Annotated in this window: 11 protein-coding genes and 1 pseudogene; 8 read left to right on the plus strand and 4 right to left on the minus strand. The window is 52.4% G+C overall.

Annotated features, from left to right (window positions below):
• The first annotated feature begins 45 nt into the window (after window positions 1–45).
• The 4 genes and pseudogenes from B3729_RS17055 to B3729_RS17070 all read left to right on the plus strand — a co-directional run bounded on the left by B3729_RS17055 (window position 46) and on the right by B3729_RS17070 (window position 4,787).
• Window positions 46–1,395 (plus strand): acyclic terpene utilization AtuA family protein, encoded by a 1,350-nt coding sequence (locus B3729_RS17055; protein WP_286788495.1) that lies wholly within the window; start codon window positions 46–48, stop codon window positions 1,393–1,395.
• Window positions 1,395–1,718, plus strand: a complete 324-nt coding sequence (locus tag B3729_RS17060) for an AtuA-related protein (RefSeq protein ID WP_286788496.1) — start codon at window positions 1,395–1,397, stop codon at window positions 1,716–1,718. The genes B3729_RS17055 and B3729_RS17060 overlap by 1 nt, the downstream gene beginning before the upstream one ends.
• Window positions 1,719–1,801: 83 nt before the next feature.
• Window positions 1,802–3,109, plus strand: a complete 1,308-nt coding sequence (locus tag B3729_RS17065; RefSeq protein WP_286788497.1) for a CitMHS family transporter — start codon at window positions 1,802–1,804, stop codon at window positions 3,107–3,109.
• Window positions 3,110–3,211: 102 nt separating this feature from the next.
• Window positions 3,212–4,787: pseudogene (locus B3729_RS17070) on the plus strand (3-hydroxybutyrate oligomer hydrolase family protein).
• Between the two features lie 101 nt (window positions 4,788–4,888).
• Here B3729_RS17070 and B3729_RS17080 read toward each other — a convergent pair.
• On the minus strand, window positions 4,889–5,503 hold the full coding sequence (locus tag B3729_RS17080; protein ID WP_286788500.1) for a TetR/AcrR family transcriptional regulator: 615 nt from the start codon (window positions 5,501–5,503) through the stop codon (window positions 4,889–4,891).
• Window positions 5,504–5,613: 110 nt separating this feature from the next.
• Between B3729_RS17080 and B3729_RS17085 the strand changes: the two genes are divergently transcribed.
• Window positions 5,614–6,618: an NAD(P)-dependent oxidoreductase gene (locus B3729_RS17085; protein ID WP_286788501.1), complete on the plus strand. Its 1,005-nt coding sequence runs from the start codon at window positions 5,614–5,616 to the stop codon at window positions 6,616–6,618.
• A 640-nt stretch (window positions 6,619–7,258) separates the two neighbouring features.
• Here B3729_RS17085 and B3729_RS17095 read toward each other — a convergent pair.
• Together B3729_RS17095 and B3729_RS17100 are read right to left on the minus strand one after the other, a co-directional pair.
• Entirely contained in the window at window positions 7,259–7,615 is a 357-nt protein-coding gene (locus tag B3729_RS17095; protein WP_073450512.1) for a DUF1090 domain-containing protein, read from the minus strand.
• Window positions 7,616–8,202: 587 nt separating this feature from the next.
• Window positions 8,203–9,135 carry a LysR family transcriptional regulator gene (locus B3729_RS17100; RefSeq protein WP_286788502.1) on the minus strand — a complete coding sequence of 311 codons (933 nt, stop codon included), beginning with the start codon at window positions 9,133–9,135 and terminating at the stop codon, window positions 8,203–8,205.
• 131 nt (window positions 9,136–9,266) lie between these two features.
• Here B3729_RS17100 and B3729_RS17105 point away from each other — a divergent pair, with 131 nt between their 5' ends.
• The 3 genes from B3729_RS17105 (at window position 9,267) to B3729_RS17115 (ending at window position 13,053) form a co-directional block, all read left to right on the plus strand.
• Window positions 9,267–9,671: a RidA family protein gene (locus B3729_RS17105; RefSeq protein WP_286788503.1), complete on the plus strand. Its 405-nt coding sequence runs from the start codon at window positions 9,267–9,269 to the stop codon at window positions 9,669–9,671.
• Window positions 9,672–11,349: 1,678 nt separating this feature from the next.
• A complete protein-coding gene (locus B3729_RS17110; protein WP_286788504.1) occupies window positions 11,350–12,669 on the plus strand; it encodes a nucleotide disphospho-sugar-binding domain-containing protein in 1,320 nt (439 codons plus the stop codon).
• 183 nt (window positions 12,670–12,852) lie between these two features.
• Complete coding sequence (locus tag B3729_RS17115; protein ID WP_286788505.1) at window positions 12,853–13,053, plus strand: hypothetical protein; 201 nt, start codon at window positions 12,853–12,855, stop codon at window positions 13,051–13,053.
• Between the two features lie 264 nt (window positions 13,054–13,317).
• On the opposite strand, the gene B3729_RS17120 is transcribed toward B3729_RS17115, so the two are convergent.
• Complete coding sequence (locus B3729_RS17120; protein WP_286788506.1) at window positions 13,318–14,859, minus strand: sensor domain-containing diguanylate cyclase; 1,542 nt, start codon at window positions 14,857–14,859, stop codon at window positions 13,318–13,320.
• Between the last annotated feature and the right edge of the window lie 119 nt (window positions 14,860–14,978).

The raw sequence follows: 14,978 nt of genomic DNA on the forward strand, positions 1-14,978 counted from the left end.
TATTTGCTTGCACTATGACCTGGAACCCATGTTGAGTCCGAAGCAATGACAACAATACATATCGGCTGTGGGGCGGGCTTCGCCAATGACCGCCCTGACACGGGGCGACAGCTTGCGGAGGACCTGGCTCGCCGTTCAGGGCAACGCTACCTGATGTTTGAATTGCTGGCCGAGCGCACATTAGCGGAGGCACAGCTGCGCAAGCAGGCCGATCCTGCCACTGGCTATGCCGCACGGCTGTTCGACTTTCTTGAGCCTGTGCTTGATATCTGCATAGAAGCAAGGATACCGATTATTACCAATGGTGGCGCGGCCAATCCGCGGGCAGCGGCCGAGCGCCTGCGTGCCAGACTTGGCGGAAACTATCCCGGGCTGAAAATAGCCTGTGTCCTTGGTGATGATCTGCTTGGTATGGATCGTCAGCGTCTTGGTCAGTGGTTGAAACTGGACGGCGTGCAAGACGACCTTGTCTCGGTCAATGTCTATACCGGTGCCGACGGAATTACCCAGGCCTTGACTGAAGGGGCAGCTATTGTGCTCTGTGGTCGAGTCGCCGATCCCTCGTTGGCGGTTGGCCCGATCCGGCATGGACTCGGCTGGGCTGCCGATGACTGGCAGAAGATAGCAATCGCTACCGTAGCCGGGCATCTACTGGAGTGTTGCACCCAGATTACCGGCGGCTACTTTGCTCATCCTGGCCTAAAGGACGTACCCGATCTGGCCGAGCTGGGGTGTCCCATTGCCGAGGTCCGTGCCGATGGCAGCCTTGTGATTACCAAGTCGGCTGGCTCCGGCGGTTTCGTGAACGAGCGCACGGTCAAGGAGCAATTGCTCTACGAAGTGCATGATCCAAGTCGCTACCTTACACCTGACGTCATCCTGGATCTAAGCGAGGTCAGGGTGAGCACGCTGGCAGCCGATCGCGTGGCCGTTAGTGGTATTCAGGGGCACCCACGCCCGGAGCAGCTTAAAGGCCTGGCCGGGGTGCGCGGGCTGTGGTTTGGCGAGGCGGAGATATCCTACGCCGGGCCTGGCGCTGTGGCCCGAGCCAATCTGGCCCGTGAGATCCTCCTGCAACGGTTTGACCGACTTGCCCCCGGGGTGGAGCCATGGATTGATCTTGCTGGTGTTGCCAGTCTCTTTAATGATACCCGTGGCGACTACCTGGGCAAATGTCTTGCGCAGGTGCCTCATGTCGAGGACGTGCGAACCCGGGTCGGTCTGGTCCACCATGATCGGGTGCTGCTTGAGAGGTTGCTCGCTGAAGTGGAGGCGCTTTATACAAACGGTCCGGCTGGAGGAGGTGGCGTACGCCGACACCTTGGTGAATCCCTTACTACGCGCAGCTTTCTGATTCCACGCGCTGAAATTGACACACGTCTGGAGTGGTACTGATGAATGCAACTGTCACTCTTGCCGACGTTGCTCATGCTCGCGCAGGCGACAAGGGCAATATCCTTAGCATTGCGGTGTTTCCACTGGACGCGGCCCACTACGAATGGCTCAAGCAGGAACTGACGGCCGAGCGCGTCGCTACGCAGTTTGCCAGCCGCCGGCCAGCACAGGTCAAGCGCTATGCAGTCGATTCGCTACAAGCGCTTAACTTTGTCCTGGAGGACGCTCTGGAGGGAGGAGTCAATCGCAGCCCTGGCCTTGACCGGCACGGCAAGAGCCTGAGTTATCTTTTGTTGTCGATGCGTCTACCACCTCCTGACTGATCTGCCTGCGCCTGTTCTTCGACCTGCCGGCCAGGACCGTCGGGTCGGACCCCACAATAAAAACAAATACCGAGGTTCAAAACATGATCACCGCACTAGGTTTCACCATGATGCTCAGCATCATAGTGCTGATACTGTTGCGCCGAATCAGCCCGGTCGTGGCCTTTACTACAATTCCTGTCGCCATCTGCCTTCTGGCTGGCTTTTCCCCCGTTGAAATCGGCGCGTTTATCAAAAATGGTCTGCTCACGGTTGCGCCAACTGCTGCGCTGTTTTTGTTTGCCATTCTCTATTTCGGCATCATGCGAGATCGCGGCCTGTTTGATCCTCTAGTCAATTTGCTGATCCGCTGTACAGGTGGCAAACCACTGCTGGTTGCCCTGGTAACCGTGGTGGTTACCGCAGTGGTTCACCTTGATGGTGTTGGTGCGGCAACCTTCCTGCTGACCATCCCGGCGCTGTTGCCCCTGTATAAACGCATGAACATGAGTCCCACTATGCTTTTAATGCTGGTTGGCACCACTGCTGGGGTAGGCAATATGGTGCCCTGGGGGGGAACCACCGCCCGCGCAGCCGCTACTACTGGGCTCGATGCCACCCAATTGTGGCTGGGGCTGATACCTGTGCAACTGGTTGGGTTTGCCTGCTTAATGCTTATCGCTGCCTGGCTCGGTCTGCGAGCGCAACGTCAACTGCCAGTATCCCTGGGGGCGGCATCAAGCTTTGACCTGACCCTAGCTCAGCCGGAAGCGCGCGAGCACGCCCTGTCGCCACGCGGGATACGCTACTGGCTAAACGTAAGTCTGACCGCCGCAATCCTGGCTTGCCTGTTTACAGGCATCTTCCCGCTGTATGCCTGCTTCATGGTGGGGCTAGGCCTGGCGTTGCCGCTCAACTTCACCTCCCTGGAAAGCCAAACCGAGCGTATCAAGGCGCATGCCGCTGACGCCCTGCAGATGGTATTGGTCATGATGGCTGCCGGGGTACTGCTCGGCGTTCTGGCGGGAGCAAAGATGTCTGACGGCATGGCCATGGCGCTGATCGACACCCTACCAGCGGGGGCGGCGCAGTACCTGCATCTGATTATTGGCGCATTTGGTGTACCGCTGGGAATGATCTTCTCACCCGACGCGTACTATTTCGCCCTATTGCCCGTGATACGCGATGTGGCGGTGGCAGCTGGAGTCCCGCTTGAGGCAGTAGCGCGTGCCATGCTCATTGGCGAAAACACTGGTTTCGCCATTAGCCCCGTAGTACCCAGCGTTTATCTCGCCCTGGCCCTGGCCGAGGTCGAGCTGCGCAAACACATTGCCTTTACCTTTTTCTGGGCCTGGGGCGTGAGTCTGGTCATGTTGGTATTTGCTGTGCTCAGCGGCGCGGTCCATTACTGACTACTGATACAGCCAGGCCCGAACGCTTCAGAAGCCTTTGAGCCACAACCAAGCCCTCAATACCTGCATCTGTTGACCGATAACTCCAAGAAGAGGCATCTCATGCAAAAACGTCTGGGTATTCTTGCAATAGGTCTGGGCGTATCGTTTGTCTGGTATGCAAACGCTGCCCAGATAGACGCAACGTCCCGTCATGACCATCGTCCCCAATGGCTAAAGATCTACTCGGTTCGCCATACCGATGGCATCAGTGATGATCTGCTCACAGCGGGCCTTGGAAAGGCCATCTGGTTAGGTGAGGTGCCTGGCTATCGGGACGCGGCACACCCCACTGTAAACGAACTCCGCCGTAACGCCTTATATTCAAAACAGGATCCACGTCAGGGATGGGGACGACTCTACGGTCCTACACTTATTGATGGGCGCGTGGTTGCAGATGCTGAGCGAGTAGCAGGGGATGAAGTGCTGGCTTATTCCGATGATCAGCAGGGCTTTGCAACAGCGGCCATGTTGCTGCATATCCCCAAGAATTTCAGTTGGCAGAGTCCCTGTATTCTTACGGTACCTGCTTCAGGCTCGTCTCGACTGTATCAGGATGTCCCCCGTGTAGGCGGATGGGGACTGCATCGTGGATGCGCAGTGGTGTATACCGATAAAGGCCAGGGAAATGGCTGGCATGATCTTGCTACTAATCGGGTTCAACTGATCGATGGTCGTGTGGTTTCTTCCTTCATGGCTGGCCAAGAGGCTCATTTCAGAGCTCCGCTACATACGGCTGAACGGGCGAAATATCTCTCGCATTATCCTGATCGACTGGCGTTCAAGCATGCCCATTCCAGATTGAATCCAGACGCGACCTGGGGAAGAGACGTACTTCGCTCCATTGAGTTTGCCTTTTGGTGGATCAACCGGTCCCGACCAGAGCGCGCTAAAAAACTCTCGTCCGTTAATACGCTGGTTATAGTGACAGGTAATTCCAATGGAGGCGGGGCAGCACTTTTAGCAGGTGAGGCCGACCATGCCGGCATTATTGACGGTATTGTTGCGGCCCAGCCACAAGTCCAGCCCAGGGCATCGGGTTTGGTCAGTATCGAGCGGGCAGGCCGTGAGTGGCGGGGCGGTGGGCGGTCGCTAATTGATTATTTTTCTCAGGCCATCCTCTATCAGCCATGTGCAGTACTTGCTACTCCTAATGCTCCTTTCGCTACCGAGATAGCCTATGCAGCTCAACGCTGCCAGTCTCTTTCTGAACAAGGCCAATAAGCCAGTAGAGCAGGCGAGGGAAGCGCTTGCCAAACTACATGCACTAGGCTGGGAGCCTGAAGCAGATGATCAACAGGCCTTTAGCTTTCGAGTGGCCCCGACCGCTACGTTACTCAAATATATAACGGCACTGGGACGCTTCGGCGTAGAGGACCATCTATGCAACTACAGTATAGCCGCACACGATGCTTCAAGCTTTCGGCCAAGAGCCACCACGGATAAGGAACTGGCGACTTTGTTTGTTGATGCAGGAGGCGGCCCGCCGGTTGGAAGTATCGATCTGATCAACGATGCAGATCCAAGAGGGCCACATTGGGACACGGAGTCTGTTTCAGCCCGGAGCGGGCGCAAGGACTATAACCTGGATGGTGCGCGCTGCCTGCGTAGAATCGCTGCTGGACATTACTATCCATAAATGTTGGAGCAGGAGTTAAGGAGTTGGCTGGAAAATCCAACCGGCTGGCCTATATTTTGTGAAAGCATAAGAACACGGTTCTGCCGCATTCATGTTCAGCCTCAATTAGTGCCCGGCAAAGCGTTCCGGATCAAGGAGGCGAACGCGTCAATCACCTCATCCTTGCTATAGCGCCCTCGTACTAATGCGCCTGAGAGTGCTTCTCCCGCGCCAACAAGGCCCGTACAGCATCGCTCCAATTCGCCAGACGAAAAAGCTGCGTGAGGTTTGAGCACGGCTATGAACATTTGCACGCAGTTATCCAACAGCTCCTGAAAGACTGCTGCTTTCTCTTCGCTGCCTGCCAGAGCTGCGCCTATTGCATAGAATTCGTCGGTTGTGTCTCCTGCGCACTGAATGTAGGCGTTTGCCAGGAGTTGGGCAGTATCTTCGAGGCTCCGCGGGGTTAAGGACATTGCGTCACGGAAAGCGTTAACCCGCTCGATATCAATGCATCTGTAGAGCTCGATCAACAGGCTCGAGCGGGTATCGAAATGATCATAAACCACCGGTTTGGAGACGCCTGCGCGGACGGAGAGATACCCCAAGGTCAACCGGTCTGCTCCTTCCTCCCGCACGATCAGCAATGCGGTATCCAGCAGTTGTCTACGCCGCTCGGCTTTTGGAAGCCGGCGTGTAGAGGAACGTATAGCGGAGGGCACGGTTTCTTTTTGCACTTGATCATTCCCGAATTAAAAAACCTACCAGTGGTAGGTTCATATAAGTGATAGTCGTGATAGTTTACCTACCAGTAGTAGGTTGAAGCCTGGAATTAGGAGATCATGTAATGTCACTTAATCCTATCCTGTTAATGGGCGGTTCTGGTGCAATTGGTCATCAAACTGCCCGGGCGCTGCGCGCAGCCTATCCTGATGTACCACTGCTGATTGGCGGCCGCGATGCTGCCAAGGCCCAACAGGCCGCAGAACAGATTGGCGGAGCGCAAGGCGTGGTCATTGACGCTGGCGCCGACGATCTGGGCCTTGGGGATCGCACCGTCAGCGGCGTCGTAGTCTTCTACATGGACCATGCTATTGCCGGGCTACGCTACGCCCAAAAGCACGGTGTGCCTCATCTCAGTATTTCATCTGGCATTTTCGAGATCGCACCGGAAATCGCAACCTACATGCACATGCCTAATGCTGCACCCATTGTCCTCGGTTACGAATGGATGGTGGGCGCTACAACAGTATCCACACTGAGCATTGCCAGGGCGTTTAGCCGGGTGCACGACATACGCATCAATGCGCTGGTCGATGAACAGGATACCGGAGGCCCGACTGTTGCAAGCGACTTTGAGCGCCTGAACAGGATGCTGCCAGCCGCGCTGACCCGGCGTGACGGTGTATATGTTTGGCGGGAAGGAGAGGATGCCAAGGTCAGCTTTCGTGCAGTTGATGGTATTGAAATCGAAGCGTCCGGGTTTTCATCCATTGACGTCGTTGGCCTAGGGGCCGCAACAGGCGCAGCCAATATCCAGTTCAATATGGGCATCGGGGTTAGCTCAACCCGACGTCAGGGTAAACCTATGTCGACCGAGATCATCATTGAGCTTGAAGGCGAGGACCTAAATGGCGAACCGCTGCGCACACGTCATGCCGTCATCTATCCAAAAGGCGCGGCACCGCTAACAGGCCTTAGCGTAGCAATGGTCCTTGAAAGGCTGCTCGGGCTGGACGGTCAACCGCCCACCTCACCGGGCCTTTACTTCCCCTACCAGTTACTGAACTCCGCCACGTATTTGAAGCGCCTAAAGCAGGAGGGGGGTGAGCTACGTAAACTTCAGGTGTAATGAGGCTACCAAGTCAACGCCCAAAGGTTGTCCCGACGGCTTCGATACGGGCTTGTTTCTAATACGTAGATGCCTTGAGTGAAACGATTCGTGATGTTTTATAAAGAGTGGCTTCATGAGCACTCGCGTCGGGGCAAGCAGATGATTTCATCGTTTATGGCCGAGTCGCCATTTTCTGTTTAGGCATTTAACTCGGCCATACACTGGCAATTTTAACTTGGAGGTACCCTCGATAGAAAAAGCTCATTCGTGTCAGCTCGGTGATTGCCCATGCACCATTACTGCATCAGTAGACTTGCCGAGGCTTGCTGGAAGCTCTCGCTTAACGTGATTAACAGCAATAGGCTAATAGGCCGCTTTCAGCTTTGAACTTTAGCCCTGCTGCGGCAAACTTTTAGACTCAACGGAACAGGTTTGAGATGCTGAAGCTTTGAAAACATGTTTCAACGGGCTGCCAGTCTTTTGCCCCAGTATCCCATCATCAAGGTTCCGATAATGGGTTCGTTGATATTGCCGCGGATCGATTTGACCCTGGTGTCAGGTTAGACGAGGCCGTAGCGCAAGACATGATCGCTGTGCACATTAGCCCTGATGTTCATTTTATAGTGTTGGCATCCGCCGCCATTTAGCATTTAAAGCATCACTCTCTTAATGCATCACGTAGTTCTTTTTGGGCCTCCGCCAGTTTATGTTGGCGTATCTTGATTTTTTCGGCCGAACCGCTATCTATCGCTTCTTGAAGGTCCGCTTTACGCTCGGCAACCTCGTTACGAGCATCATTGATGGCATGCTGCCGCTTGGCGCGCAGATCTGAGTTGGTACAGTTCTCCTGTACTGATTTGAGTGCGGCTTCCAATCCACGAATACGACCGGAGTTACGGTGTTCTCTGGCATTCTCAAGTTGACGTTGGATCTCAACTTCTTTTTGAGAGCAGTCTTGTGCCTGCGCCAGACCAGAAGTCAGTAGTAAAGATAAAAGAACCATTGCATATCTCATCCGTGTCCTCCTTCCGGTGAATCTTCGCAGTAAGGTTAGCAAAGGAAAATGGCATCACGGGCACATTACTGTTTTACATAGTTTATGGTCATCATGGCATCCAAAGAGTTGGGTAAAAGCGTGCCGTAGCGGTACAGCTAAATGGCTTTTGAACTTGCCAGCAAAGGATGGAGTATCGTTTTTGATGATAGAAGACTCGGTATGACCGTATAGGCGGTCGATGCCTTTGCAGTCTGCTACTAGCGGATGAGAGGTGCAGCCTAGTCAGTCAGAGGTGATCGTTTCTATGGCAGTATCCGCAAGTGCGCATAGCCTGTCCGTTTTCCTCATGCCCTGATGATAGCCCATGGCTAGGCGGTGCCTCGCCGACATCAAGCAGGCTAGTGTGAGAACCTTAAGCGAGCGACTCAACACGCAGCTAATCAAGATGCTAAATTACCCGGCCTGGATCAGTTTTCCGTGCGGGGCTTTGTGTCATGTAGGTGTATGCCGGTCGGCAGCAGAGCCGTGAGTAGGGAAACCGCTGGACCTTGAGGGAAAAGAGAAGGTACTGCTGGTAAACACGGTTCAGGTGGGTGGATCCTATGTCAACTGGCAGGGTTCGTAGCGCCTGTTCCCTTGTCTGATGCTGCTTCGTTGGGTGTCATCAGTTCGACGATCCATTCGATAAACACACGTAGCTTGGCGCTAACATGCCGATTTGGGGGGAACGCCACGTACATTGGCATCGGATCGAGGCGCCAGTTCTCAAACACCGGAACCAGCTCGCCTCGAGTCAGATAGTCTCTAGCCATATAATCGGGTAGCCAGAGAAGGCCTAGCCCTGCCAGCCCAGCGGCCAGGTAGGCGTTACCATCATCAACGGCAAGCGCATAACGACCCATGACATTGACGCTCTCGTTACCGGAATGCATGGCATAGGGAAAGACCTTGCCGGTGCGTGCCCAGTGAAAGCCTACGATACGATGGTCAATGCCCTCCAATTCCCTAAGGTGTAGCGGCATCCCTGCGCGTCTCAGATAGCTCGGCGCTGCGTATACCCTAAGTCGTAAATCGCCTATATGACGAGCGACCAACGACTGATCAGTAATCTCGCCACCACGCACAACGCAATCCACATTGTCGCTAATAAGGTCAACCATACGATCGCTGACACCCATATCAAGTTGGATATCGGGGTACTTTTCGTAAAACGCTGGAAGTGAAGGAATCAAAACCAGACGTGCAAAAGGGCTGGGAACATCCACCCGTAGCCTGCCCCTGGGAGCCAAGGAGGCGCTGGATAAGCTCGTTTCGGCCGCAAGCAGTCTGACCACGCGCTCATAATAAGCGGCCCCATCGGCCGTCACATTGACACGGCGTGTGGTCCGGTTGAGCAGCTTAACGCGTAACCGGGCTTCCAGTTGCTGCACTAGTTGGGTAACGCTGGTCTTGCTCATATGAAGTGTTTCGGCTGCCTTGGTAAAGCTCCCTGCCTCCACAACACGAGCAAACGCCTGCATTGCATCAAAACGATCCATCGTTGTTCCTACTGTCTTGTAGATTATTTGGATTTTACAAATAGTGATGACTGCGCCTGCTAGTTTATTCAGCAGGCCAGCGTTCCTTAAAGTCTCTCTACACCGGGCATTGACCCATCAGGAGAGCAACCATGAGCACACGCAACGTCGTTTTTCCAACTGGCCGCCAGGCATTATATGAGCGTAATCGATATTCACCCGCGATTCGCTCCAACGGTTTTTTGTTTGTTTCAGGACAGGTTGGTAGTCGTGAGGATGGCTCACCCGAGCCGGACCTAGACGCCCAGGTGCGGCTTGCTTTTGAAAATCTGAACGCGATTCTGGCTGCAGCAGGCTGCTCGTTCAAAGATGTCATTGACGTAACGGTTTTCATCGTTGATCCCGAAACACACTTCGATACGATCTGGAAAGTACTGCCCGAATACTGGGGAGAAGCACCCTATCCGACGTTAACCGGCATTGGCGTTACATGGCTCTACGGCTTTCAATTTGAGATAAAGGTCATCGCCAAACTTCCAGAGGCTATTGCTAGCTGAACTGTGTAGCGAAAAATTACTGCAAGCTCGGCAATTTAGCTGACTTTCTACTGCAGCTCAGCCTACATATTGCCGAGCTTGTCAAAAAGCTGTTTTATCATTAAACAAATGGGGAAGGCTGTGCTTTAACGGCCTGCAACATAGCGTTAGGCTTAATTTAAGATCAGTTGAGTGATAGCCCTGATTTACGTTGCTTGAGAATCGACCAACCATAAGGCTCGCTTTATGGTTATTGTAAGCAAAACACGCTTTACTATTTTGTCGTTACAGGCTCACACCCTGTTATGCAGAGAGTGCCCCGCCTGATGTCTTTTGGCCCTGACCTGTTTGCTCACACGCTATCTACTGCGTTATAGCAAAGTCAGGGGCTCTTTATGTCTACTATCAAACCTTGTTTCATGGTTGCTCTGCTCTCATTCAGCATCTCTTGCCTTGCAGACAGCAACACGGCTGATTTAATACAGGACGGTAACACTGCGCTGATAGACAGCTTGAAGCAACGCGTTATTAGTCAAGCGGCTACCAGACCAAAATTGCCTTTGGAAAATCGCGTTATTCAAATAATTTTTGGGTAGGCAGCAAGAAACCATAACTCCATTGAGGTACAGGGAGGTAACGAAGCATATGGAGCGATCAACCAAAAGGGCGATAGAAGTATGTCCTGCTCAGCTTGTCAGGCACGGCAAGCGTTGACCAAACGGGTAATTACAACTACGCCTCATTTAGACCTCAAAACAGGAAGGCTCAACCAATGAGCTATTTATATCGCAAATAGCCTATAGCGGCGGGGGAGTTGATAGGTACTACCGCTGGTAACGGTAATGTGGTCAGGATCGACCAGCGTGGCGAGTATCAAGTGAGTCTTAAATACTTTCAACAGGATCACGGGATTCAGCTTGCTATTCGGCAAGGCAGTTGGCTGAGTGGTCGCGTTGATGTAACACAAAATGGCGACAAAAAATTGTTGTCGGCTAATCAGAGTGGCGCAGTAGGGTGGTGGGGTGGCAATACACAAGGTAATAATAACCAGACTGAGATAACTCAATATGGTGAAAGCTACAGATGCGAATACACCTCGGGTAAACCAGCCCGGTATATATAGCTCGGCAGAAAGCACTACTTTTGGAAATAACAATATCGTAGATATCAGCTAGGGTGGTGGCGGCTCGATTGACATTGATCAGTGCGGAGACCTGACTATCGCTCGGATCGAAAAAGTCTCCCCTATGAATATTCGCACAGCGCAACGTCGACTCAGACGGGAATTGGGAATGAGGCTGTTGTTCGACAATCGAAAAGTTACGAACGCAGTAGCATCGTCGTGCTAAGTCATACAGGTAATGGCAACAAGGCCAGCTATTTAGATTAACTGATGTCAGGCAGCGCGGCCATCTAGTCGGCTCTGTGACTCAACGGCTGGGTGAAGAAGAGGGTGGTCTTATCGAGTAATCACTGTACGCGTTGCGTTTTTTGAGCATCACTACCAAGGAATTCAATGATAGCGTTGAATGCAGATTTAACCGTAGCCCATAACATAAATTTCCGTGGCGCCACGTGTTGGTGAGTATTCCGTCATACCTATCCTTTTCAGATACAGAATATCTTTACTTATTCTTAGTAAGAATGTCATGGATGATCGGTAAACCTTGACTCATACACCGTTGATTAAGGTTATTTGATGCCTCGCATTATCGTTGCAACCACGCCCCAGGTAGGTCATGTACTTCCCGTTTTGTCATTGTTGCCGCGCCTGAAAGAGCAGGGTTATGACATCACTTTCATCACGGGATCTGCGTCAAAAGAACGTGTTGAGCAGGAAGGTATCCGGCATGTTACATTACAAGGTACAGCGGATTATGATGCGCGGGATGTCAACCAAACCTTTCCTGACCGTAAAAAGCTGCGGCCTGGTCCTCAGCTGCTTGACTTCGATTTCCGCGTCCTATTTATCCAGCCATTGGTCGACCAGACCAAGACAGTTCAAGCTGTACTAGGCGAAAGCGATGAGCCCGCTGTGCTCATAACCAATCATATGTTTGCAGGAGGATGGCCATTCCAGCTGCGATTCTCTGGCACACGACCTGCCGGCTTGATCTCACTCGGGATAACGCCCCTAATGCTCAGTGCAGACCATCTGGCACCCTTTGGTAAAGGACTTCCTCCTGCTACTACGGAACACGAAAGACAACGGTATATACAGTTAAGTCGTGATTTTGGCAGGGAGATGGGGGGCTCAAAAGCAGCCCTTGATGCCGCCCTGGGCACATTCGGTACAAGGCCTATGCCTTATTCCTTTATGGATGCCACCACGCTACTTCCAGACGTGTTTCTGCAGATGACTGTACCAGGATTGGAATATGCCGGAGCCTGTCTTCCTCCCTCTGTAAAATTGATAGGTACTGCGCCAAGCCAAGTACAAGCCTATTCTTTGCCAGCTTGGTGGGGTGAAGTCGATGCAGCGAAAGCAAAGGGTCGGCCTGTTATTTTTGTCACTCAAGGCACCGTAGCTCGTAACCTGGAGGACCTGGTATATCCAACGCTTGATGCTCTTGCAGCTAGTAACGCGTTGGTAATTGCTACAGCCGGTAAACCAGGGGAGCACACCAAACCATTTGTTACCCAAAATGCCTACATGGCTGACTATTTGCCTTATGAGCAGATGCTTCCGTACGTCGATGTCATGGTTACCAACGGCGGGTACGGTGGCGTACAACAGGCATTGCGACATGGCGTTCCGCTTGTGATTGCAGGCACTTCGGAAGACAAAGCAGAAGTTGCAGCGCGGGTAGCGTGGGCAGGTGCAGGTATCAACCTCAAAACAGATCGTCCCGCCACGCAGGATTTATCAGAGGCCGTCGCAACGGTTTTGAGGGAGGCGCGATTCAAAAGGGCCGCGATGACATTGAGTCAACAGTATAGGGAACTCGATCCTGCCTTAGCACTTAAACAGGCGGTTGATTCTTTTTTCCAGTCTAAGTTATCACTTTCAAGCCCATGACTGATCGAGATCTTTAAACCTAAAAGCTTATCGAAAGAGATAAGGTGGTCAGAGCACTAACAGGGAACGTTACCAACCTTATGTCTGCAGTTGTACGAGGCTCAACCAGCTAATCTGTAAAGCAGGCATTATCAAAAAACCATTTCGCTGATGTTTACTGTACAGAGATATCAGGTAGAGACCATGGCGAAGTTGATCAGTCGTGAACCTTGGTGGGCAAAACCACCTGAGCAAGAACAAGATGAATTGAGTCTTGAGTGGGGATATCTTGAAATCTATGACAATCTTGAATTCAGATTTGTCTCGATTAGACCCTCTGACGAAGAGATTCGCCTGCGTAAAGGCTGCCGAGTTATTAGCGAGGCACCATCAGGCTCATCCTAAAAACGTCAGTCATTCATCTTTATGAAGCAGAAATTGATCGCAGGAGTAAGACCTGAATAGTTTGTACTGCAGGTAATGAATTTCCGATTAAAGCACTAATCGGAAATGTAACACTGGGGAAATGTGTCGATTATGCTCCTATGAGACTTATCCTTAGGTTCGCATAATATATCTTATGTTAAATATAGTATTAGAATTACTATTAGTCCCGGACCTGCGTATAGAGCCCATGTCCGGGAACCCCTCTCACGTCTCCTCTGCTAATCACGTATGACTACTCTCAGTCACCACCATCCGGTTTCGCCCATTACGTTTGGCTTCATATAAAGCACTGTCTGCACACTCAATCAGCGCTTGTCCAGTCAAGGCGCCGTCCTCGCCGGGCATATATGTATGAATGCCACCGCTGACAGTGACTACGCCGAATGGACTGTTGTGATGCTCAAGCCTTAGCTTACGTAGCTGGTCTTGAATACGCTTAGCGACTATCCGGGCGCCTTGGCTGTCGCAGGCTGGCAAGATGGCCGCCATTTCCTCACCACCATACCTTGCCGCAAAATCACCCGATCGAGGGAGACTGTGCTTTAGCGCCTGTGCGACCTGTTTCAGGCAATAGTCGCCTGCAGGATGTCCGTAATGGTCGTTGTAGCCCTTGAAAAAGTCGATATCCAGCATGATCAGGCTTAGCGGTTGCCCTGAACGTTCTGCCCGCTTGAGCTCCTGCTGCAACGCCATATCGAAATAGCGACGATTGGCCAATCCGGTCAGCCCATCAGACAAGGCCTGCCGCTCCAGTGCACGATGCGCCTCGATCAGTTCAGCCTTTACCGTATTGGCGTGCCCGATCTGACGCATTAACACCAAGCCGAACAGCGACATTACGATAATGAGGCTGGCGACAATGATGGCTGAGCGTTGCGTATCACCGGTCCAGTCCGACAAGAGCTCTTTCTTGCTCATTGCCACCATTACCAACAAGGAATATTTATCTATCAGCTGATAGCCATACAGGCGCTCCACCCCATCAATTACCGCTTTGATAGTCACGATGCCGGAAGGCGCCTGAGTCAATGCTGTGGTGATAACGTAGCTCTGGGCGAGGTGTTTACCTACCAGATACTCGTCTTTGAAAGGGCGTCGACTTAGAATCGTGCCGTCCGGCATCGCCAGCACAATGGCACCTGAAGGCCCCAATTCGATGTGCCTGTAGAAGTCGAGAAAATACTCCATCCTGACCGTAGCCAGCACTACGCCTGCAAAACGCCCTTGTTTGTCGGTAACACGCCGGGATATCGGGATAATCCAATTGCCTGTAGAACGGGAATGAATGGCACGGCTAATGAAGGGGTCTTCAGTTGTGTTCTGATTGTGAAATCTAAAGTAGCCTCGGTCTGAGTTCTGGCCTTTCCATGGCGTTTCACCTAAAGAGGTTGCCCTCCAATTGCCCTGCTCGTCAAAAACAAAAAGGCCCTCGACCTGCTCTAGGGAGCCCGCATATTTTTCAAGCAGCGTATGCAGCGCTTCTGGTTTAAACGATATCTCATCACCCTGCTCCAGCAAGTGCTGAAGGCTCATGAGCGCTACATCCACTTCTTGGAACGAGTCCTCAGCATGTTGGGCCAACGCGCGAGTCAGGTTGAGCGTTGTGCTCTCGGACTGCTGCAGTTGAACGTCTCGCGCATGCCAGCTTTGCCAGAAATCAAACCCTACCAAGGACACAAACACCAAGCCCAGAAAGGCCATCGTTAACGTTTCCAGAGGTAGGCGTTTGAGTTTCTTCGAAACCATTGAATCGGGATGAGACATAAACCTACCTTAGGGCATGGACTGCAACGAGGGCTTACAAACGCCCTTCCATAAAGGACGCATTTATCACATTCCGTTGCGTTACCTAGCCGAAACGTAGGGCAGAACGATGTCTGTTA

Source organism: Pseudomonas sp. UBA3149, assembly GCF_002364655.1.
Taxonomy (GTDB): Bacteria; Pseudomonadota; Gammaproteobacteria; order Pseudomonadales; family Pseudomonadaceae; genus Chryseomonas; species Chryseomonas luteola.